The following is a 21575-nucleotide window of genomic DNA, read 5'->3' as shown; positions in this document are numbered from 1 at the left end:
AGTTTCTGTGATTGATTACGTCAATTTACCTACTGATCGACGGGCAAGACATCTAAATCCTTCTGACGCATTTTTCTCAAATCGGAAGGAAGGCAATCAGAGATCCCTTTGGTAAGGGATCCGATGAGGCTTGTCTTGTAGTGTTGCCGCCGATAGACAAGTCCGATTTCCCGTGCAGGAATGGGGCGTTCAAAGGGGATAACTCGAGAATTTTGCCCAATTGATTCTGTTGCGAGAAAGGGGAGCAAAGTATATCCTCCATAGGAGTCGACCAATTGCTTCAGGGTTTCAAGACTTCCACTTTCAAATCGGTACTTCATTCGGAATCCCCTTTCTTGCTTAATTGTGCAGACATCTAAAATTTGATTGCGCAAACAGTGTCCCTCTGCGAGTAACCAGATATCTTTTAGCTTCAGTTCTGCCTGTCGGATTCGTTTTCGTTGACTAAGTTCGTGGCTATTTCCACAAAGGACATAAAATGGCTCGTAATAGAGTATTTGCTCGTGAATTTTTGATATTTCAAGGGGAGTTGCGAGCAAGCCAACGTCGAGACTGTCGCGTTCCAACTCTTCGATTATGCGGTGAGTTTGCATCTCTGAAATTTGCAGCTCCAGATGTGGAAAATTTTTTTCCAATGTTGGCAACAGACGTGGCAAAAGATAGGGTGCCACCGTTGGTATAATTCCAATACTGAGGCTTCCCTTCGTTGCACCTGCTTGGCTCGAGCCGATTAAATCCACGATCTTTCTTGCTTCAAAAAGAACAGTTTGTATTTGTTCAATGAGTTTTTCTCCAGATTCAGTGAGGAGACATGGCTTTAAACTTCTGTCAAATAAGCCAACCCCAAACTCTTCCTCCAGCTTTTGAATTTGCATGCTGAGAGTTGATTGAGTGACATGGCAAGCCTCTGCCGCTTTTCCAAAGTGTCCAAGTCTATGAACTGCAAGAACATATTCGAGCTGCGTCAAAGAAAAGTTGAGTTTTGACTTGATGAATAACTCCTTGTGACAATTTGGCACGTTCTAGAATTATTTGGAGCCTCTATTTCCCTTTTTTTAACACGATCGATAAAATCGATCAATAAATATATTTTATCGATTTTACAAATCACATGATTTTGGCTTACTGTGAAAAAAGATGAAATCGGGTGCAGAGCCCACAAACGACAAAAGAGGAGATAATATGAACACACTAATCAATACAAAAATTCCGGATTTCACAGTCCAAGCCTATCACAATGATAGTTTTAAAACAGTGAGCAAAGCTGATCTCACTGGTAAGTGGTCGATATTTTTTTTCTACCCAGCTGATTTCACTTTTGTGTGTCCGACCGAATTGGGCGATTTAGCTGACAAATACAGCCAATTAAAAGAGATGGGTGTAGAAGTCTATTCGGTCAGCACTGATACGCATTTTGTTCACAAGGCCTGGCACGATGCTTCGGAAACGATCAAAAAGATCAAATACCCTATGTTAGCTGATCCGACAGGTCACCTTTCACGTGCCTTTGGCGTGCACATTGAAGAAGCTGGTTTGGCCTATCGTGGGACATTTCTCGTAGATCCAGACGGAAACATTAAGCTTGCGGAAGTCCAAGACAACGGTATCGGTCGAAATGCTGATGAGTTGGTCAGAAAAACTCGAGCGGCCTTGTATGTTGCAAGTCATCCTGGCGAAGTTTGTCCAGCAAAGTGGCAGCCCGGAGATAAAACGTTAAAGCCTGGCTTAAATCTCGTTGGAAAAATCTAAATAGATTCGAAAAATTGGAACAGATGACGACAAATGGTGTTTGAGTGAGCCTGAGAAGGAGGCGCTTATGTTAGAGACCCAGTTGAATGAGCAGTTGAAATCCCTTTTTTCAGATCTTGAGGGATCGGTGGAACTCATGTATGAGCCAAGTTCTCATCAGGATCAGGCTCAATTGATTGAGTTACTGGATGGGGTTGCTGCGACCAGTTCAAATGTCTCGTCTCAGCTAAGCGTCCCCTCTGATGGACGACAGTCCAGAGTTCCACAGTTTCATCTGGCATATAAGGGAAACCGCACGGGAATTTCTTTTAGGGGGATTCCCGGCGGTCACGAGTTCAGCACTCTCGTTCTGGCCATATTAAATGCCGACGGGAAAGGGAAATTTCCAGATTCAATCTTGATCAAGCGAATTAAGAAACTGAAGGGACCTATTTCAATCAAGTCCTATATTTCTCTGACATGCGAAAATTGTCCCGATGTGGTGCAGGCGCTCAATCAAATGTCTCTGCTGCATGGGAACTTTCGTCACGAAATCATAGATGGTGCCTATGCTCAAGATGAGATCGATGCGATTGGCATTCAGGGAGTTCCGAGTCTTGTATCCAATGGAAAACTGATTCATTCAGGCAGAATTGGCCTTTTGGATTTGTTAACCAAACTTGAGAAGGAATTTGGAATAAGTGAGGCGGCAGAGGAGTCCGTCGACTTGGATTTGGGTCACTTTGATATGACTGTGATCGGAGGAGGTCCGGCGGGAGTTTCCGCGGCCATTTACAGTGTGCGAAAAGGTCTTAAAACAGCTTTAATAGCAGACAAATTTGGCGGTCAGGTCCAGGAAACCAAAGGGATTGAAAATCTCATATCGATTCCGTATACGGAAGGTCCCCAATTGGCCGCAAATTTAAATCAACATGTGGCCTCTTATCCCATCCAAGTTTTCGAGAATAGAAAAATTCGAGGTCTTAAAAGTAATGAGAAAAGGGAAATCCAATTAGAGAGTGGCGAGACTCTCTCAAGTGATTCGGTGATAGTTGCGACCGGGGCAAAATGGCGAGAGCTCGGCATACCAGGAGAGCGAGAATACCTTGGGCGAGGAGTTGCTTTCTGTCCTCACTGTGACGGCCCCTTCTATAAGGGCAAAAAGGTTGCTGTTATCGGAGGGGGTAATTCAGGAGTTGAAGCTGCAATTGATCTTGCAGGAATCGTGCGCGAAGTCGTATTGGTAGAGTACATGGACCAGTTAAAAGCAGACAATATTTTGATCGAAAAATTAAAATCCCTTCCTAACGTATCTGTGATAACCAATGCCAAGTCCCATCAAATTTTGGGAGATGGCCAAAAAGTGCATTCGATGGAATATTTGGATAGAAAATCAGACGAGATGATGAAAATTGATCTTGATGGCATTTTTATTCAGATTGGCTTGGTTCCGAACAGTGCGTTTTTAAAAGATGTGGTAGAATTGAGCAAATTTGGTGAAGTGATCGTAGATGGCAAGGGTCGCACTTCGGTACCTGGAATCTATGCTGCCGGAGATGTGACGACAACTCCCTACAAGCAAATTATCATTGCCATGGGAGAGGGAGCCAAAACGGCACTGGCGGCCTACGAAGATCGAATTCATAAACAGTGAGATGAACAGTAAAATAACCAGTAAAATAACCGGTACTATAAACACTGAAATAGACAGTGACGTAAGTAAAACCTGGAAGGAATGAGCAATCAGAGAGAACTTGTTGCCTCTTCGTTGTAGTATGGTCTATGAATGCATTTCAACTGATTAGCGGAGGAATTTCATGGATCCAGCAGAAGAGTTCTATCGAAACATAAAGGGCAATTTGGGTTCATTTAAACTTGTTGTTATTCTGGTTGTTCTGATTGTTTTGATGATCAGCGGAACATTTATCATTCCTCCGGGGCATCGAGGGATTCTGATTACCATGGGAAAGGTTTCTCCCGTGTTTGCTCCAGAGGGGTTTGGATTTAAACTTCCATTTGTCACGACAGTCATGCCGGTTTCTGTGCGTCAGCAATCGGTGAGTGCGAAGTCGGAATGCTACTCATCTGACCTTCAGCAGATCAATGTCGAGTTGAGGATTCTCTATCGTATTCCTGAGAATGGGGTAGTGACTGTCTTTCGTGACTACTACGGCGATCCTTTCGATAGTTTGATATCGCCTCGAGTGAGCGAAGCGCTCAAGGAAGTGACCGCCTTGCAGAGTGCCGAGCAGATTGTGAAGAAGCGAGAGGAGATTAAGGCCAGAACTCTTGAAGGCGCTCGAAAGAAAGTGGGAGATCTCCTGGTCATAGAGGACGTGGTTATCCAGAATGTGGCGCTTTCTAAAGAACTTGAGACGGCAATTGAAGCAAAAATGGTTCAGGAGCAAGAGGCAGCAAAGGCGAAGTTTACTCAAGTAAAGACGGAGATTGAAGCTCAGACGGCGGTTATTCGTGCAAAAGGTGAGGCGGAGGCAATTCGGGTTCGCGGGCGCGCCGTCCAAGAAAATCCGGGGCTTGTTCAACTGCAGATCGTTGAGAAATGGAACGGAATTTCTCCTCTTGTTGTTGGTGGGGGCAGTGGGGCCAATATTTTACTTCCTGTAGAAGGGCTTAAATCCAGATGAAATCTCTAGGGAGCGGAATTTATCGATATGCGATATTGGCTTTGGTTGTTTTTATTTCCGTTCGATTTTTTCCTCTTATTCTTCGATTGATTCAATTTCTCGTTCTGGCAATTCGTGGATACTGGTGGATTCTCTTGCCAGCGTTCATTGCGGGATGGAGAGTCGTAAAATCAAGGAGGCAATTATCGAGGGAGCAAAGTGACAGTCAATCCTTCGGTGCCCAGCACATCCGCGACGTCACACATAGCGTGACAAATACTCCAGACGAATCAAAATAGTAGGAGGCGAGAAAGTTTCGTTGTGATGAGATCTGTTTTATAGGTCAATAATTTGCTTCAGTGCTGGCAGTAATCGCGAGCAGAGTTCGAACTTACTCAAAACCATAAAGGCTCCAAGTGCTTCGATATCTTTGGCGGTGATTGACGAGCCATTAAGTCCGTTAAAGAATGAAAATATCACAATTTGGGGTAATTTGAATGTACCTGTCGAATGAGTTCTACTCCATTTTTAATTGGCATGTTGGTATCGGTGATAACTACGTCTGCGCACCAATCTTTGACGATGTCCTCTGCTTCAGCTCCATTGTGGGCCACTCTCACTCTGGCTCCAATAAAATGGAAAATCAGGTCTGAAGCCATCTCACAAAACAGATGATCATCATCCACCAGTAGAATTTTGTGTTGAGTTTCTGTCTTCACATTAGCCTCCTAGTGAAGGCAGTATATGAATTTTTTCGTAGCAGTCGTCGGTATTGGGCAGTCCGGTCGCCTTAACTCAAGGATTCAGGCAAATTTGACCTCAGCTGACGAAATTTGGAAGGGGTAATTCCCGTTTTTCGCCTAAAATAGTCATTAAAAACCGATTTGGAATTAAATCCGCAATCCATGGAAATTCCGAGTAGATTTAAATGGTCATTCGTTGGATCATGCATCAAACGCAATGCATGCTCAATGCGCATGCCATTGATGAGGTCATAGAAATTGGTATTCAACCCTTGATTGATCACTTGAGACAGTTTGTAGCTTTTTATTCCCATTCTGGAGGCGATATCGGCCAGTCGAATCTGCGGCGTGAGATAAAGATGGTTTTCCTTTAAGAGCTTAAGCAGAGCTGAGCTCAGTGACGTCAACTCCTCTAAATTAAGTTGAGTAGTGTCGTGAGGAGGTGGTTTGACATCAAGCTCGAAAAAGTCTGAGGCTTTAAGCCCATAGTATGTGAGACCCAAAAGGGCGAGATTGGTTATTCCTCCGCCGTATATCCAGAGTTGAATATCTGGTCCCGTCAAGAGATCAAAAAAAGTGAGCAATGTTGAGAGATAGCAGACGTTCAGCAAAAAATATAGCCATGGTAAATGCAATTCAACAAGACTGGATCTTTGATTTTTTGCTTGATTTTTGACTTCAGTGATCAGTTGCCTCGTATTCCACAAATAGGGAATCATCAGGATAAATCCGACAAAGTATCTGAGATACTTATCAAGAGATAATTGAAGTGGAATAAGAGTGCCAAATAAGTACCAAGCCAAACCGATGAGAAATGGAATGCCATGATACCAATGAATGTCCTTCAATCGAAAAGCACTTTTAGTTAGCGAGCAAACATAAAGATAAAGTAATGGTGGGGAAGACAATTCAAATGGATAGGCTGATCGATAAAGACTTGGCCACAGAAGAATAAGAGGTTCATTCACATACATAGTGATCGAAAGCTGGGAAAGGAATCGGCAGCAAATGAGCGAGAGCAAAAGAGTTGTGGAAAGCCGTGGGACCTTTGATCCGATCAGTACGGCAGTAAGGACCAGAATCAAAACTGCGGAAAGAAACAACGACAGTAAGGTAAACAATTGGTCGGCGGAGCTCATGGCAGGAGTATCTCAAACCTAGTGGGCATTCGTCTCCAAAAAAGTGAAGTTCGCCACACCATTCGATTTTTTTTGGGAACAGACGCCGGAAATGTCCGGGTCAGAATCTGAACTATCAAACCTATCTGAAACTTTCAATTATTTTTAACTTCCTAAACTCAAATATTCTCACAATATCTCGCGCTATGAGGGGTCCTAAAATATTTCCGCCAATCTTCGCCAACGGAAGCTGATACACAACCTGATCTTTCAATAGAGTGCCCCCGGCTAAATCAAAAAACATATGCCTGTGCTCCCAGACCTTATATGGGCCCACAATCTGGATATCCTTGAACTCTTCCCCAAAACGCCAAGAGGTGATTTGGGCTTTCCACCGAGTTGAAACTCCGTGTATTTTTAACCTGTATTCGATTTGAGTTCCTTCTGAAATTTGCTCAGTTGTTTTTCCGACAATATGAAAATCCAAGAAGTCTGGAGTCAATTCTTCCAGATTTCTCTCGTCCGCAAAAAAACCAAAGACAAACTCCCTGGACTTTGGGACCCATTGTTCTGCCTGAAACAAACGATCATGCCTTGAACGCTTCCAGCTGTACAAATTTTGGAGTGCATCGGCGATTTCTGGAAATTCAAACGTGAATCCAAAGCTCGTAAGGACTGATGGTGTTAGCTTCTGACTGCTAAGTATGACTTTGGCCATTTCACCAAGAACCAATTTAAGGGCAAATGAGGGTGCTTTAAAAAGGGCCTTTGTCTTTAAGGCACGCGCAAGCTCTTTCGTGAATTCTGCGTTGGTCACAGGATTGGGACTTACAGCGTTGATTGGTCCTCTCGCTTCTTCATTTATTAAAGCGAAGAGAATAATATTTACGAGATCGTCGATGTGAATCCAACTGAGCCAATGTTGCCCGTCAGAGATTGTTGTTCCCAGATTATTCTCAAATAGGGGAGCCAATTGGGCCAAAGCTCCGCCCCTATTGGACAACACGAGACCAATGCGAATTTGAACGCAACGAGATTGAATTTTTCTTGAAGCCGCCTCCCAATCGACGCAAAGGCGGGCCATAAAATCATCTGCAGGCCCAGTGCTTTCTGACAAGATTTCGTCGCCCCGATCGCCATAAAAGCCAATCGCAGAAGCCGAGATGAAAGCTGATAGATGAGGTGTGTGCTGGTTGAGTGCAGTCACGAGATTTTTCGTTGAAGGGACTCTTGAATCCCAAATTCGCTTCATTTGTGATTTTGTCCACCGTCCTTTGGCTATGGATTCGCCCATCAAGTTGATGGCGTAATCAACATTGAGTGCTTCCTTGGGAGGTAAAGTGAGAGAGGAATCGTTCCAAACATGGTATTCGCAAGGCAGAGTAAAGGACTGCCTAAATTCCATTTCCTGTCGCCGTCCAAGAATAACCAAATCATATCCCGCGGCAATCAAGGCCTTGGAAAGCTCGACTCCGACTAATCCAGTGGCTCCGGTGATGAGAACCCGTTTTCCAATTTTCATTAGTCATACTACATACTCTTATATTTTTTGAAGTGCAAGAGTCGGTATTACTGCTGACGTGTGAATCGAAATCTTCTTGATTGCACCTTCAGCATCAGCAAGGCGAGGAGTGGCAAAGTCCATAACATAAGAGTGATGAGGCCGCAAGATGGGTTTCCGAAATGCCCCCCACCGGTTGGCCGATTGTCTCCAATTTGATTGAGTCGCCCCGAGGCGAGCGCGCAACCAGCCGGCATTTTAGTCTTTCCACCATCGCTTCCCCCCTGTGAGGCCTGGCTTGTGTTTTCTGGCGATCCCGAATTGGGTGGAGCCGTTTCAGATGAAGAGGTCAAGCGAATGTCCACGCAATTGACGTAGAGTTCTCCGGGTTGGTCATCCATTACTTGAACCAACCTGAGTGTGCAGGCTTCGCAGGCTGTATTTGGCAGCTTTACGGTCGCTGAATGGGTTCCCCTGGTCTCTGTGTCCTCTTTGCGAAAGAGTTCGTTGGCAGGAAGTTCAAAGGACTGATCATTCGCCGGTGAGAACTGCACCAAGAATCTTCCAGGGTGCTCGATTGTTTCTCTCCATGAGAATGTCAAATTAGATCCTGCCGCAAATGTAACTGAATTTGCCCCTCTGTTAACGCCGCCACAGGGATTGGTTGTAGAGTTAGCTGTCTTCGTGCTATCTGTGGTGCCGGGTCGTGGAGTGGGAGATGTCAGAGCCACATGTGCGTGACTGTCGATGGGAGCAAGAGCGAAGAGAAAGAAAAATAACAATAGTCTCACAATAGCCTCTTCGTCGTTTCCTGGCAAATGCTCAAGTATTTACCTCAACAATTAACGTATTTGTTGCCTTGCCTCAAATAGACACAGCTCTACGGACGTTTTCAAGTACTCTTCGATCTTCGCCTCGGAGCTTTCTGCGCGCGAATAGATTTTCGCCTCATCTCCAAAGGAACAGGCAATCTCTGCGTAATCATATCGTCCTCCAGGAAGGCCATCGGCAGCGGAGCAATCTGGACAAAATTGGAGGGCCTCAGACGAATCATAACTCCAGTCATCTCCATCAACGCAAACTTCATTATTCTCTACTGAAACACAAACGTGATTGACACGGCGGCCATCGGCAAGTCCTGGAGAATAACGATTGATTCGACACAGGTAGGAAGAGCCTGAAAGGCAATTGGCCTCGACTTTTCTGACAGCATTCAATTTTGAAAACTTGATATCCGATTTTTGCGAAGCGATGTGAACCTTGGGTAAATATCTATCTCCGCAATTCTGAAAACTGAGAAGCATTGGAATTGTTGTTACAATCAGAATCAGCCATCTAGATACCTTCGTCATGAACGACCCTCATCCTGACATTCTCGCACAGTAATAAGAATCCGCCAAAGAGGCTTGCCATTTTTGTCTCAGATTGGAACAGCAAAAATGAATGATTGCCTGCGGTGGTACGAGTTTTATAAAAAAAGGAAAATGGGAATGCGAAATCACTACATCAATTCAATAAATGAATTCATTTTGGGACTCGATCCACTTTCAATTGCTCAAAATGTCCCGCACCGCATCCTTTGATGTTCCTCAGATCGAATAGGGAACGAATTTACCGCACTTGCTGATGGCATGAAATCTGCTCCTTGAGTTGATGGCGGCGTGTTTGAATTAAGGGATACCGGGGTGGTCTATGAAGAATTTAAAAGATCGCGAAACTGCTGGTCAGTTACTAGCTGAAAAACTTAAAGACGCAGATTGGAAAAAGGCATCCATTCTTGCACTTCCAAGAGGGGGTGTCCCACTCGCTTGGGAGATTGCAAAAGAACTCAAACTTCCTTTGGATGTCTTGTTAGTTAAAAAAATTGGGGCGCCTGATCAGCCCGAATTTGCAATTGGTGCAGTATCTGAGGACGAACATCCAATTTGGAATCAAGAATCCATCTCTTTCCTTGGTCTTGAAAAGAGGAAACTTCACGATTTGGCTGAGAAGACCCGAAAGAAAATCATGGAGCAAACAAGCAAATGGCGCAATGGACGTGCTCCGTTAGCCGTAAAGGGCAAAACGATCATTCTGGTAGACGATGGTTTGGCTACGGGGATGACCATGCATGCAGCCGTTGAATTTTTAAAACGCAGGGAAGTCAAGAAGATCATAATCGCTGCGCCTGTGGCTTCTCGATCCGCAGTGGATTCGTTTAAGACCAAGGTTGACCAAATTGTCGTGTTGCAAATTCCAGAGCCGTTTTTTTCGGTGGGGCAGTGGTACGAAGATTTCACACAGGTCACTGATGAGGTTGTTACCAATATTCTGGCTGGGAAGATTCAGGCAGAAGAAAGTTCTAAGACCGTTAAGATTCCCGTTCAAAAATTCAGTCTGTCTGGTGACCTCTCGGTTCCCAGAGAACCAAAGGGGGTTGTGATCTTCGCCCATGGAAGCGGCAGTTCCCATAAAAGCCCACGCAACCAGTTTGTCGCAAAGGCCCTCAATAAATTGGGCTTCGCCACTCTTCTTTTTGATCTTTTAACCTTTAAAGAGGCGGAGGATCGGTCTCAGGTGTTTAACATTCCGCTGTTGAGTGAAAGGCTTCAAATCGCCACTCAGTGGATTCAAAATAATGCCACATTGAAGTCGCTTTCAATCGGTTATTTTGGTGCGAGCACTGGGGCGGCCGCAGCTCTTGTTGCGGCTTCCAAGGAGAGGAGTATTTCTTCGGTGGTGAGTCGTGGTGGCAGGCCTGATTTGGCAGAAGAAGCCTTAGGCCAGGTTCAGTGTCCAACACTTCTTATCGTCGGCGGAAGTGATTTTGCTGTTATTGAGTTAAATCAACAAGCCAAGAGACATCTGAAGCATTGCGAGTTGGTCATTGTTCCTGGGGCGACGCATTTATTTGATGAGCCGGGGGCCATTGATGAGGTCGTCGAATACGCGGGAGATTGGTTTTTAAATACTTTGACCAAAGAAAGTATCGACCTCACCGCAAAACCTCATGAAGCTGTCGTGCAAAAGATTTCAAGTCTGGCTCATTCCATAACCTCGGAGGAAAGCTATCACCCACTCCTAAGAAAAATAAGCCAGGCCAGAGTGGTCATGCTCGGTGAGTCCACCCACGGCACAGAGGAGTTTTATCAAATTAGAAAAGTTATTTCGCAAAATTTAATAGAAGATTATGGCTTCAGTTTCGTAGCCGTTGAAGGAGACTGGCCGGATTGCTATCGCCTCAATCAATATGTTCAGCTACGAGCCGGAAAAAGTGCTGAGGAAGTCATGCATGATTTTAACAGGTGGCCCACTTGGATGTGGGCTAATGAACAAGTGGCTGATCTGGTTGAATGGATGAGGGGTCGTGGCGCAGGATTTTATGGTCTTGACGTTTATTCACTTTATGAGTCTCTAGATCGAGTCAGATCCCATGCAAAAAGACTCGACCCGGAATTGGAAAAGCGTGTTTTGGAATCCTATTCTTGTTTCGACTTTTATAGCCGAAATGAAAAGGAATATGCCAAATCCCTGATGAAGTGGCCGGCAGGATGCGAAAAGGAAATAACTCGGAGTTTGCGTGATATTTTACGACTTCGACTTGAAGAAACTCGTCTATATGAACATGAACTTTTTGATGTTCAGCAAAATGCCAAAATAGTTCGTAACGCGGAAAAATACTATCGGGCCATGATGATTGGGGGAGCTGAGTCCTGGAATATTCGTGATGAACACATGATGGATTCTTTGGACGCGCTTTTGCGCTATCACGGCGAAGGAGCGAAGGCCATTGTTTGGGCCCATAACACTCACATAGGCGACTATCATGCAACCGATATGGTTAGAGAGGGATACGTCAATTTGGGTGGGCTCGCCAGAGAGAGATATGGGATGGATAACGTGGTATTGATAGGCTTTGGAACCTATCAGGGAGAGGTTTTGGCGGGGCGAGCTTGGGAAGCCAAACCTGAAATCATGAAACTTCCTCCAGCTGTAAACAGCAGCTATGAAGATTACTTTCACAAAGCATCTGAGCAAATAGAGGCCCCTCAATTTTACGTTGTGATGAACGGTGAAGACTCGTTGAGTTTACGCAAAGGCCATCGAGCGGTAGGGGTTGTTTATCAACCCGTTTTTGAATCTCATGGCAGAAACTATGTTCCGACGGAGCTCTCTCATCGTTATGATGCCTTTGTGTTCGTTGATAGGACAAGCCCGCTCAGGGCCTTGCCTGTTGCTTACGAAAAGGGACTGCTTCCTGAAACGTGGCCGACGGGACGGTGAGGGTTTTGGAAATCCTTGGTCTTTGCGTGGACTAACGCGGGCTTTGCAGTTATGGGTCAATATGGTTTTATCTGCTTGTTGGGTAAAACCCTGTACATTTTAGGCCTTGATCTTCTATCGGGTGAGGGGATTTAATAATCTCTATGGCCGATAGTCATCCGATTTTTGATTACATAGTGATAGGCTCTGGCTTTGGTGGGAGTGTGAGCTCACTGAGACTCATTGAAAAAAAATATTCTGTTCTCGTTTTGGAAAAGGGGAAACGATTTAGGGCCGAGGATTTCGCAAAGAGCAATTGGCATATTAAAAAATATCTCTGGTGGCCACTCTTAAAATGCTTTGGGATTCAGCAAATTCACTTTTTTAACAAAGCTTTTATTTTGAGCGGAGTTGGGGTTGGGGGAGGTAGTCTTGTTTACGCCAACACCCATATGTATCCCGATAAAGAGTTTTTTCGACAAGGTTCTTGGGTGCGATTCGGAGATTGGGAGGAAAAATTAAAGCCATTTTTTGCCTTGGCAAGAAAGATGTTGGGAACCGTTCCTGTTCCGAAGTTGCACGTCGAAGATCAAATATTTCATGAAGTCGCCACAGATTTGGGAATGGGACACACGTTTGCTCCGGTCGAGGTCGGAGTCTATTTTTCAGAATCAAATGAGCAAGTTGACCCCTATTTTGATGGCGAAGGTCCATTGCGAAAGCCCTGCACCCAATGTGCGGGCTGCATGGTAGGATGCCAGCATTTGGCCAAGAACACTTTGGATTTGAATTATCTTTATTTGGCACAGAAGAAGGGTTGTCAAATCAGAGCTGAAACTTTGGTGACTAAAATTGAGATTAAAGGCGATGAATACTGGATTCACACTCGAAAAAGCACCAGTTGGAAAATTTGGAAGACGGATATTTTTCGCAGTAAAGGTGTTGTTCTCTCAGCTGGCGTTTTAGGAACGATGAAGATATTGTTAGAGCAAAAATATAAGTTTCAAACGCTGCCAAAAGTTTCAGATCATTTGGGTGGAGATCTTCGAACCAATTCTGAGTCTTTGTGTGGGACAGCATTGGCTGATCGTAAGCTGAACAATGGCGTGGCGATCTCCTCTGTCTTTCACCCCGACGACAAAACATTTATTGAGATTTGCAAATATCCTAACGGCAGCGGTTTGATGGGTCGTCTAGGGGTGTTGGCCGCAGGACCTGGGCCGGCTCCAGTCCGAATCTTAAAATGTTTGGCGCAGATTTTATCAAACCCCCTCTCTGCGATGAGGTATTTTTTCGTTCGGAGATTTGCAGAAACATCTGTATTCTTTTTAGTGATGCAGACAATTGATAGCTCGATGAAAATGGTTCTAGAAAAGTCAATTTTTGGTTGGAATATGAAAATGCGAGAGGCTAAAGGTCTGGCTGTTCCCACTTATATCGAGGTTGGTCAAGAGGTCATGCATAGATTTTCGAGAAAGGTGAATGGACTTTCCGTGAACGCCATTCACGAGGTGTTCTATAATTTGCCCTCCACCGCACATATATTGGGAGGCTGTCCGATGGGATCTGAAATAGAAACTGGCGTGATCAACGACAAGTTTCAGCTCAATGGCTATGATAATTTTTATGTGCTAGATGCATCGGTGATTTCTGCCAACCTAGGAGTCAATCCCAGTTTATCGATTACTGCTATTTCAGAATACGCGATGTCGCTCGTGCCTGATTCTGGGTGGCGATCCCGCAAGCCATGAAAAAATCAATGAATTGATGTGGCTAACCTAGCCGTGTTCAAAGTATTTTGTATAGTTCTTTCTAAATGTTAAGCGAGTTTCAATAAGTTGGGCTCAATTTCTTTATCGGTCGACCAGATCACCCGAACCCCAATGAGTGGGAGCAATTGTCCCCACTTGGTAGTTGATAAGATAGGTTGAGGTCAGGCCTCCGCCTGCAATCCAAGAGAGTTCAATAGCCATGGGGGAGTGGTTCAAGTACCATTGTGTTCTTATCGGACAAAAGCGGGGGCGATTTAAGAATGTCCTTTATCAAATTGGATACAAGAGCAAATTTTTCTGATTGATTTGAACTTTCAAATAGAGAGGCGGGCCGAATTGGGACACAAGAGTTGATTTTGAGAGAGCCATCCAAGTATCTAATTGTGGCGGAGATTCGTGGTGAGCTTCAGGGACGCCTCTCAAATGTGTGCCTCAATGAAAACTCGGGCCATCACATGACTCCGAATTTGAGGGTGCTGCAGTACTTATGGAGGCGCTCGACCCGATCCCGACGAATTTCAGGAGTCGTGTGTTCCGAGTACCAATCATTGCCCTTCCAGTAGATGCCATATTGTTCTTGGTGCAATTGCACATCAGAGCCGGCTTGCAGTCCCATGCCGTAGCCAGCAGTCACATGATCGATATGAGATTCCTGAGCTTTCAAAGAATCGAGTGTCTCTTGGAAGTTATCTTCAGTCTCGGTAGGAAATCCAGCAAGCAGGAAAAGTCCCACCTTAATTCCAACCTCATTGGTTTCGCGAATCAGGCGTTCTGCGACCGGAATTTCAAAACCCTTCTTCATATCAGAAATGACCTTCGGTGAACCGCTTTCAAGTCCGTAGTCCAAACCAAAACACCCTGCCTTTGCCATCTTCATTAAGAGCTCTTTGGTCATATGCCGACGGAACGAGGCCTTTCCACTCCACCAAACCTTCAAACCCGATTCGATAATTAAATCACACATTCGCTCAAGCTCACGTAAGTTGCCGTTGATAAGCGAATCAACAATATAAAATCCGTGCACCCCTAGGTTCTCGCTGTGCTGCTTGAATTCAAGGAACATATTGTCGCCAGAGCGATAGCGGAATTTCTTCCACAACACAGTCTCAGAACAGAAACTGCATCGATAAATGCAACCACGGCTTCCCAAGAGCGGCAGGCTGAGTGAGCGGTACTGATGCAAATCAAATCCAGAGAAAACGGGGATCGGAAGTGCGTTAATATCTTTAATCAAATCTCGCGTTCCGGTGTCAATTACCTGACCTTCTCTCTTAAAGAGCAGTCCCTTAACGCTATCAAGGGGTCGCCCTTCGTCAATGGCTTGGAGATAATCATGAAAGGTTTCTTCACCCTCATCAGGAACGACCATGTCCACGTCTGGGTGTTTGATCATCTCGGGTCCACCCTCATAACGTGTGCAGTGTGGTCCGCCCAAAACAATCGTCAAATCTGGCCGAAGTTTCTTGAGTCGCGCCACCACATCAAGGGTGCAGAGCATTGACGTCGTCAAAACAGTAAATCCAACGATTCTATCGGCCGTCGCCGCTAACTCCTCAGCCCAGCGCTGAAGCCATGCCTCAATCACCGGGACCACCTTCGTTCGGTAATTGTGTTCATGAATCCAGTTCAGATGAAAGTGTGAATCAAGAAAATGCTTTTGCTCGTCCGGCAATTCGGCAAAAAGTCGAACGGAGTAATCGACCTGACGAACGCGGTAGCCTTTTGCTTCTAGAAACCCAGTCAAGTACGCGATTCCGAGTGGTGGCTGTTCAACGCACCACTGAGGTAAATGGACGAGCGAAATCAGACCTTTTGAAACCAAACTGCTTGATGCCATCGAGTAATCCCACCTATTGCAAATTTCAAGTTGCAGGTTTGCCCAATAAAAAGTCAATGAAATCTAATCGAAGGCACAAAAAAACCCGCACAAAGCGGGTTAAATTGGATGGGGTTGTGCGGGGCGCTCTAAGCCATTGATTTTACTGGGATCGTGATGTGAGTGACTACAATTGACTACGCAACTTCGTGTTTACGTATTTCCTCGACACGGAAAGAAGCCAAGGGCACAAACTTTGAATAGCATATTCCTATAACAAGCGTGAGCAATTAAAACGATCTCAAGTGCAGAGTAGTGATCAGCGATATGCGTTTTTGCCAAATTTTGACACTCATTTTTATGTCGATTTGTTGCCGAGGGTCTTGGGCGGAAGTTCGGACGTGGCCCTCGGAAGTTAAAGCCTCCCTAGCAAAATGGAAAAACATTACGTCAGTTGCCTACGATGCATCTGGCAGCGAGGCATCAGGTCTTGTGGTCAAGAGTTGGAAAGTAGAATCAGTAAACGGTGATCTGGTACTTTCGGAAGAATTGCCGCTCAATCAAAGAGCCATTTTTAAAAATCCCTCAGATCCGAAACGGGGCGGCGTTATCGAGTGGACGTTCAGTGCGGTAAACCTCTCTGAGTCTCCTACTTTGGAACCTTTCGTCTGGGGGGTGAGATCTGGAGCTGACGCATTCACTCTTTCACGTTCCGGCGAAGACAAAATTATTTTGAATTTTTCTGAAAGACAATTCGTTCTTGTTCTGATGCCGACCAAGATTGAGGAAATAGAGACCAAATACCTTGTGGGATCAAAAATATTTCCGGGCCTTAGTTTCACCCCAAACAATGAGAGAATGATTGGCGATTTGTCGATCCAGGCTCTCTTCGGAATTGATACTCGGCCGTTTCCAGGACCACGTTATTTCTTTAATCATCCCGTTCGCACTGGTTCACGGAGAGTGCTTGTAAATCCAAATTTTCCGAATCGATTTATCGACGTTTTGAAAAGAGCCCTTGGTGAATGGAATCAACTTTTTGGACATAACTACTATTTCTTTGGTGGGAAACAGGACCTAAATGTCACGGATTGCCTAACGGAAAACATTTTGTGTATCCAGTGGCATGGCGGCGAAGAATTCACATGGACGGGTGAACATGGAACATCCACTGTGACGGCTGATCCGAGAACAGGCAGAGTCATGGGAGGAATTATTTATCTCTACAACGATTCAAGCCAAGTCGCGCGCCGATTGGGGACGGCCAGCGAGCTTGCGTTAGTAGAAAATCCTTCGACTCTTATACAGACAGCGTTGGGTTTCTCACGGATTGGCAAGTATTCACAAATCTTGAGGCCAGATCCAGAAGGTTTGGTTATGTGGCTTTTGCTTCATGAGATGGGACATTTTTTAGGCTGGAATCACAACTTCGCTGGAGCTTGGCTGAGTGATCCCTCTCTGGGAACAGTAATGGGTTATCCGCCATTTAATCTCACGTCGAAGTTTGTTCATCTTGGCGAGATGGATAGAGAGAACTTTCAATCGCTCTATTTGGGAAGTCCAAATGTGCCTACGAAACCGTTTTGCGGAGACTTAGATATTGAACCCACTTACGATGGAAAATTTTGGCGTAAGAAAATTCCTGAGTGTTTGATGTGGTCAGTCGGAAATAGCACCGATTGGCTTATCGCAAATGCAAACATTCTAGGGGTGTGGAGTCTTGTCGTTGGTTGGGACGTTTATAAGGCGCTTGCTCCCAAAGACTCACGTTTGGGAAGTTTCGTCGCCGCTCTTGGTTTTATAGTAAAAGATGGTCAGTCTAATGTGGGAAGGGATAAGGCTCGCAACTATCTGTGCTCTGAAAGTTTACGGGATAAGAGTGTCTTGCCATTCTTGGCTGAAAATTTAGGTCTGCAATTGGAGTGTAGGGGTATGGAACCGTAGAACCCGAAATAAACAAATTTAGTTGCGGAAGTTTTTAGTTGCGTGGACATGACTCTCTCGGTCGAGACGATTCACAACTTAGTTCATCAGCTCTTTGATTGCCACCTCCGATTTTTGATTTTGTAAATTTTGACTTTTGGAACATTCGTCCTCAACCTTATCCTGGATGCCATAATCGGACTGAAGGTTCGGACGAGCCTCGGCGATGGCGGCGCCATCGACCGAGGTATTTTGGTTCTCCACGGTTGGAGGTGGGATGCGGTAAGTCAAAAAAGAAGAGGCCTAAGACTTTTTCAAGCTAAGATTTGGGTGCCTGACAACTCAAACCTTTGAAAGGAAAAGAACTTATGCCTCAGCACGAAAAAATATCACAATTTCTATTATTACCAGAATTAAAACTTTTAAAATTTGGGAGAGATCGATCTGGCCGAAAGCACAAACAGGTTGAAAAAGTATCCAGCTTTGAAATCTGTCCAAAGTGTGCGACACCTTCTAAGACTGTTTATGATCGAAGGTGGGCCAAAGCACACGATGCTCCCATCCACGGCAATCAAGTCTGGCTCCATGTTTTAAAACGCAGATTCTATTGTAAGACCTGCCGAAAGCCTTTCACCGAACCAGTTCAAGGAATCAGAAAAGGAAAAAGAACCACCGAGAGGTTTAAACGAGGTGTTCTTTGGGCCTGTGAGAACTTTACGGATCTCAGTAAGGTCAGAAGGGCCTATGCATGTTCAACGTGGACGGTCTATCAGACTCTTTATGAGAGGTTAGAGACGAACCTCAAGAGGCATATCAATTATCCGTGGCCAAAAACCATTGGCATAGATGAACACTTTTCTCTCGAGCCAATGGGTTTAGAGAGTTTGCAACCGTACTCGTTGATTACAACAATAAGCGTGTTCGTGAACTCGCTCATGGAAAAGTAAAAGGGGCAACTCATTGAACAACTTAAACATATCCCTGGTAGAGAAAATGTAAAAAACGTCGTTCTAGATTTGTCAGATAGCTATAAAAGCTTTGTTCGAGAGTTTTTTCCTAACTCCCAGATGATTGCTGATAAGTTCCATGTGCTCAGGCTTTTAAATCCAGCTCTTAATCGCTACCGAAAACAAGTCACTGGCGACAAAAGAACCAGTCCCCTTCGAAAACTCCTACTTAGAAATGGTAAAAGCTTGAGTCCTATGAACGAAGAGCCCTTTATGAATGGCTCAATCTTCATCCCCAGCTAAAAGAAATTTATCATTACAAAGAAGCCCTCCATGGATTTTACCGAATCAAAGGAAACAGAACAGCTGCCAAAGTGTTAATTCGAATTACAGATCAAATGGCTTTAAGCCAAATCCCCGAAATAAAAACCCTCAGGCGCACCCTCATGAAATGGAGAAATGAAATCTTGAATTACTTCGTCAACCGCATTACCAATGCCAGAACAGAAGGCTTTAACAACGTCGCAAAGCTAATCCAGAAGAGGGCTTACGGCGTTAAAAGTTTTAAATTGTATAGACTCAGATACCTAAATGCTTGTGCTTAAATGACTTTTTTGAATTACCCACCATGAACCGAGTAGAACCGTAGAACCGTAGAACCGTAGAACCGTAGAACCGTAGAACCGTAGAACCGTAGAACCGTAGAACCGCAACTATTTGATTTTCCTGATGACCCTAGAAAATAAAAAACCGCCTGTTAAGCGGTTGAAATTGGATGGGGTGGCAGGGATCGAACCTGCGAATGTCGGAATCAAAATCCGATGCCTTACCACTTGGCGACACCCCAATCGATAATGGGAAAACTGAGCCCAGTAAGGTATCAAGAAAGGCCGGGAAATCAAGGTAAAACCAATAGATATGGTCAGAATTCGAGGACTATTCTTCGTGGTCTTCTTGGTTCAAATCATCGAGGCTGCTGCCCAGTGATCGAATTTCTCTCTCGAATTCATCAAAAATGGCCTTCTCGATTTCGTTTCTGGTTTCCTGATTGAGTGGATGGGCAATGTCTTTAAATTGTCCGTCTTTGCGCCGCTTGCTGGGCATGGCTACAAAGAGGCCATCATTTCCCTTGATGACTTTCAGGTCTCGAACAACAAAACAATCGTCGATGGTGATAGTGACGTAGGCTTTGAGGCGTTCTTCGTTAACGGGGAATACCTTAACATCGGTGATTTTCATCATCTGCTCCTTCCCAGTGTGGGTCTCTTATGCATCTCTTGAGACGCGTCAAAGGGGGAGCAAGTTTTTCAACGCACTCCCCATTACATACAGTTACGGCAGACCAAACAAAAGACTTAAGACAAAAGTCTTGAGCAGGCCAAAATAGTTGGGGAATGTCTCAATTTAGGACCTAGCTTAGGACCTCGGCCGGCCTTTGGAATGAAAAACGCGCGGAGTCGTCGCGGTGCCGAAAAAGTCAGAGCACAGTGGGACTGCCGGTACTGCCGGTACTGCCGGTACTGTACTCTGACTGCACGAGCTTCTTACTTCTTCATAATTCTCTCTTACTTCTGAGACTTCAAATAAATCAATACCACTCGGTTTTGTTTCAGCACCCGCAAGACGTTGATGCCGTCTTTTCGGAGCGTCTTCAGTACATCGCGAGCCTTGATCACTTCCTGACGATTCACGTCAAGGATGATGTCCCCGGGTGCCAAGCCCGATACAGCGGCCAGTGAGTTTCTTTCCACATCGAGAATGATGGGACGAGGTTCGCTGAGCAGGGGGAGTCCAAGTTCGGCGGCGAGTTCCCTCGAGTAATCACCAACTCTAAATCCCAAATCAAAGGGCGCCTTCTGACCGTTGTAGCGCTTCATCGATTGGCCCAACTGATCCTCATCTGTCTCGTCAGGATGTTTGCCGATCGTCACTTGGAGCTTTTTTTCCTTCTTATCGCGAACCACAGTCACTTCGACTTTGTCTCCCGCCTTGAGTCCCAAAACGCTCCGACTTAAATCGCGTGTACTGGATACTTTCTTTCCATTTATCTGAATGACTAAGTCGTAAGGCTTAAGGCCTCCCTTTTGTGCGGGGCTTTCGGGGATAATTTGAGTCAACAGAGCTCCGTCGGTCCGATCAATTCCGATAGAATTCGCTGACTCCTTATCCAGATCTTGCATAAGGACGCCAAGAAAGCCGCGTTTGATACTTCCATCTTTTTCAAGAACGGAGACAATGGATTTTACATCGTCAATTGGAATAGCAAAACCTATCCCTTGTGCACGCGCGTCTATAGCTGTATTAACTCCAACCACGAACCCAAGGGAATTCACCAGAGGTCCACCAGAATTACCCGGATTGATGCTGGCGTCTGTCTGCAAAAAGGGAAATCGATTGAGCTCATCAATCTCTCGTCCCAAGGCTGAGATAATGCCTTTGGTGATTGTGTGCCCATGTCCAAAAGGATTTCCAAAAGCGGCAACCCACTCACCCACCTGAAGATCTGCACTTGAACCTAATTTTGCAGCCGGAAGTTTCTTTTTAGCTTCAATTTTGATCAAGGCAACATCAGTACTGGCATCTTTTCCAATCACTTTTGCATCGTATGTTTCCTTATCATTTTCGTTGAGCTGGACTTTGATGACATCAGCTTTGTCGACGACGTGGTTATTGGTAAGGATCAAGCCGTCTTCGCGAATGACAAATCCTGTTCCCAGGGACTGGCGCGGCTGTTGTTCTTGATAAAAGGGGCCGGGGCCCATGAATTGCTGGAAGAGATCAAAAAAAGGATCTGGGTATCCTGGCATTCTTCTTCCCGTCTGACGGGGAGTTTGACTGGTAGAAATGTTAACGACAGTTGGATTGATCACTTTATTGAGTTCAATAAATAGATTGGCGGGTAAGGGGTCTCCGGCTCTAATCGGTGATTTAGGAAGCTGTGCATTTCCTGTCGGCAAGTACCCGACCATCAGCCCTGCCAATGACAAGCCAAAAAAAATTGCTCCCATGATCAGCCATCTCTGCTTTGTCCTACGCATACTAACTACCTCCCAATGGTCGTTTCTCAAACACGCAATGAAACCCTCGCGAAAGCAACCGCTACGCCAGACCACCATATCGATGGATTTCCTTCACACGTACCGGCAGTTTGATGCCGACAT

At 45.1% G+C, this 21575-nt stretch carries 20 protein-coding genes, 1 tRNA gene and 1 pseudogene; 11 read left to right on the top strand and 11 right to left on the bottom strand.

What is annotated here, in order from left to right; translation table 11 throughout:
• Positions 1–29 precede the first annotated feature (29 nt).
• Entirely contained in the window at positions 30–992 is a 963-nt protein-coding gene (locus IPJ71_06470) for a hydrogen peroxide-inducible genes activator (GenBank protein MBK7843328.1), read from the bottom strand.
• Between the two features lie 190 nt (positions 993–1182).
• On the opposite strand from IPJ71_06470, the gene ahpC reads away from it, so the two are divergent.
• From ahpC to IPJ71_06450, 4 genes are all read left to right on the top strand, one after another.
• On the top strand, positions 1183–1749 hold the full coding sequence (gene ahpC / locus IPJ71_06465) for a peroxiredoxin (protein MBK7843327.1): 567 nt from the start codon (positions 1183–1185) through the stop codon (positions 1747–1749).
• Positions 1750–1816: 67 nt separating this feature from the next.
• Positions 1817–3382, top strand: coding sequence for an alkyl hydroperoxide reductase subunit F (ahpF, locus tag IPJ71_06460; GenBank protein MBK7843326.1), 1566 nt, complete (start codon positions 1817–1819; stop codon positions 3380–3382).
• A gap of 163 nt (positions 3383–3545) precedes the next feature.
• Positions 3546–4373, top strand: a complete 828-nt coding sequence (locus tag IPJ71_06455) for a prohibitin family protein (GenBank protein MBK7843325.1) — start codon at positions 3546–3548, stop codon at positions 4371–4373.
• Entirely contained in the window at positions 4370–4651 is a 282-nt protein-coding gene (locus IPJ71_06450) for a hypothetical protein (protein ID MBK7843324.1), read from the top strand. The genes IPJ71_06455 and IPJ71_06450 overlap by 4 nt, the downstream gene beginning before the upstream one ends.
• A gap of 177 nt (positions 4652–4828) precedes the next feature.
• Here the strand turns inward: IPJ71_06450 and IPJ71_06445 are convergent, their stop codons facing one another.
• Together IPJ71_06445 and IPJ71_06440 are read right to left on the bottom strand one after the other, a co-directional pair.
• Complete coding sequence (locus IPJ71_06445; GenBank protein MBK7843323.1) at positions 4829–5071, bottom strand: response regulator; 243 nt, start codon at positions 5069–5071, stop codon at positions 4829–4831.
• Between the two features lie 71 nt (positions 5072–5142).
• Positions 5143–6063: an AraC family transcriptional regulator gene (locus tag IPJ71_06440; GenBank protein MBK7843322.1), complete on the bottom strand. Its 921-nt coding sequence runs from the start codon at positions 6061–6063 to the stop codon at positions 5143–5145.
• A 40-nt stretch (positions 6064–6103) separates the two neighbouring features.
• Between IPJ71_06440 and IPJ71_06435 the strand changes: the two genes are divergently transcribed.
• The gene (locus tag IPJ71_06435) at positions 6104–6256 is read left to right on the top strand and encodes a hypothetical protein (protein ID MBK7843321.1); all 153 of its coding nucleotides are present in this window, start codon (positions 6104–6106) and stop codon (positions 6254–6256) included.
• A gap of 99 nt (positions 6257–6355) precedes the next feature.
• Here the strand turns inward: IPJ71_06435 and IPJ71_06430 are convergent, their stop codons facing one another.
• The 3 genes from IPJ71_06430 to IPJ71_06420 are packed head-to-tail and all read right to left on the bottom strand — an operon-like array spanning position 6356 to position 9066.
• A complete protein-coding gene (locus IPJ71_06430; protein ID MBK7843320.1) occupies positions 6356–7735 on the bottom strand; it encodes a TIGR01777 family protein in 1380 nt (459 codons plus the stop codon).
• A 47-nt stretch (positions 7736–7782) separates the two neighbouring features.
• Positions 7783–8505 carry a lytic polysaccharide monooxygenase gene (locus tag IPJ71_06425; GenBank protein MBK7843319.1) on the bottom strand — a complete coding sequence of 241 codons (723 nt, stop codon included), beginning with the start codon at positions 8503–8505 and terminating at the stop codon, positions 7783–7785.
• A 51-nt stretch (positions 8506–8556) separates the two neighbouring features.
• Positions 8557–9066 (bottom strand): hypothetical protein, encoded by a 510-nt coding sequence (locus tag IPJ71_06420; protein MBK7843318.1) that lies wholly within the window; start codon positions 9064–9066, stop codon positions 8557–8559.
• 340 nt (positions 9067–9406) lie between these two features.
• On the opposite strand from IPJ71_06420, the gene IPJ71_06415 reads away from it, so the two are divergent.
• Both IPJ71_06415 and IPJ71_06410 read left to right on the top strand, forming a co-directional pair.
• A complete protein-coding gene (locus tag IPJ71_06415) occupies positions 9407–11977 on the top strand; it encodes an erythromycin esterase family protein (protein MBK7843317.1) in 2571 nt (856 codons plus the stop codon).
• Between the two features lie 143 nt (positions 11978–12120).
• The gene (locus IPJ71_06410; protein ID MBK7843316.1) at positions 12121–13707 is read left to right on the top strand and encodes a GMC family oxidoreductase; all 1587 of its coding nucleotides are present in this window, start codon (positions 12121–12123) and stop codon (positions 13705–13707) included.
• Between the two features lie 472 nt (positions 13708–14179).
• Here IPJ71_06410 and IPJ71_06405 read toward each other — a convergent pair whose 3' ends face one another.
• Entirely contained in the window at positions 14180–15565 is a 1386-nt protein-coding gene (locus tag IPJ71_06405) for a radical SAM protein (protein MBK7843315.1), read from the bottom strand.
• Between the two features lie 339 nt (positions 15566–15904).
• Between IPJ71_06405 and IPJ71_06400 the strand changes: the two genes are divergently transcribed.
• Positions 15905–17488 carry a hypothetical protein gene (locus IPJ71_06400; GenBank protein ID MBK7843314.1) on the top strand — a complete coding sequence of 528 codons (1584 nt, stop codon included), beginning with the start codon at positions 15905–15907 and terminating at the stop codon, positions 17486–17488.
• A 78-nt stretch (positions 17489–17566) separates the two neighbouring features.
• On the opposite strand, the gene IPJ71_06395 is transcribed toward IPJ71_06400, so the two are convergent.
• On the bottom strand, positions 17567–17758 hold the full coding sequence (locus IPJ71_06395; GenBank protein MBK7843313.1) for a hypothetical protein: 192 nt from the start codon (positions 17756–17758) through the stop codon (positions 17567–17569).
• A 77-nt stretch (positions 17759–17835) separates the two neighbouring features.
• Between IPJ71_06395 and IPJ71_06390 the strand changes: the two genes are divergently transcribed.
• The 3 genes and pseudogenes from IPJ71_06390 to IPJ71_06380 all read left to right on the top strand — a co-directional run bounded on the left by IPJ71_06390 (position 17836) and on the right by IPJ71_06380 (position 19019).
• Positions 17836–18414, top strand: coding sequence for a transposase (locus IPJ71_06390; protein MBK7843312.1), 579 nt, complete (start codon positions 17836–17838; stop codon positions 18412–18414).
• Between the two features lie 12 nt (positions 18415–18426).
• Positions 18427–18717, top strand: a complete 291-nt coding sequence (locus tag IPJ71_06385) for a transposase (GenBank protein MBK7843311.1) — start codon at positions 18427–18429, stop codon at positions 18715–18717.
• Positions 18663–19019: pseudogene (locus IPJ71_06380) on the top strand (transposase). The gene IPJ71_06385 and the pseudogene IPJ71_06380 overlap by 55 nt, the downstream one beginning before the upstream one ends.
• Positions 19020–19186: 167 nt before the next feature.
• Here the strand turns inward: IPJ71_06380 and IPJ71_06375 are convergent.
• The 3 genes from IPJ71_06375 to IPJ71_06365 all read right to left on the bottom strand — a co-directional run bounded on the left by IPJ71_06375 (position 19187) and on the right by IPJ71_06365 (position 21452).
• A tRNA-Gln gene (locus IPJ71_06375) sits at positions 19187–19261 on the bottom strand.
• A gap of 89 nt (positions 19262–19350) precedes the next feature.
• The gene (gene spoVG, locus IPJ71_06370) at positions 19351–19653 is read right to left on the bottom strand and encodes a septation regulator SpoVG (protein MBK7843310.1); all 303 of its coding nucleotides are present in this window, start codon (positions 19651–19653) and stop codon (positions 19351–19353) included.
• A 326-nt stretch (positions 19654–19979) separates the two neighbouring features.
• Positions 19980–21452: a Do family serine endopeptidase gene (locus IPJ71_06365; protein ID MBK7843309.1), complete on the bottom strand. Its 1473-nt coding sequence runs from the start codon at positions 21450–21452 to the stop codon at positions 19980–19982.
• Positions 21453–21575: the final 123 nt, after the last annotated feature.

It is taken from the genome of Bdellovibrionales bacterium (assembly GCA_016714165.1).
Classification (GTDB): domain Bacteria; phylum Bdellovibrionota; class Bdellovibrionia; order Bdellovibrionales; family UBA1609; genus JADJVA01.
Note: the sequence above shows the minus strand (reverse complement) of the source record. Positions and strands in the feature narration are given on the sequence as shown.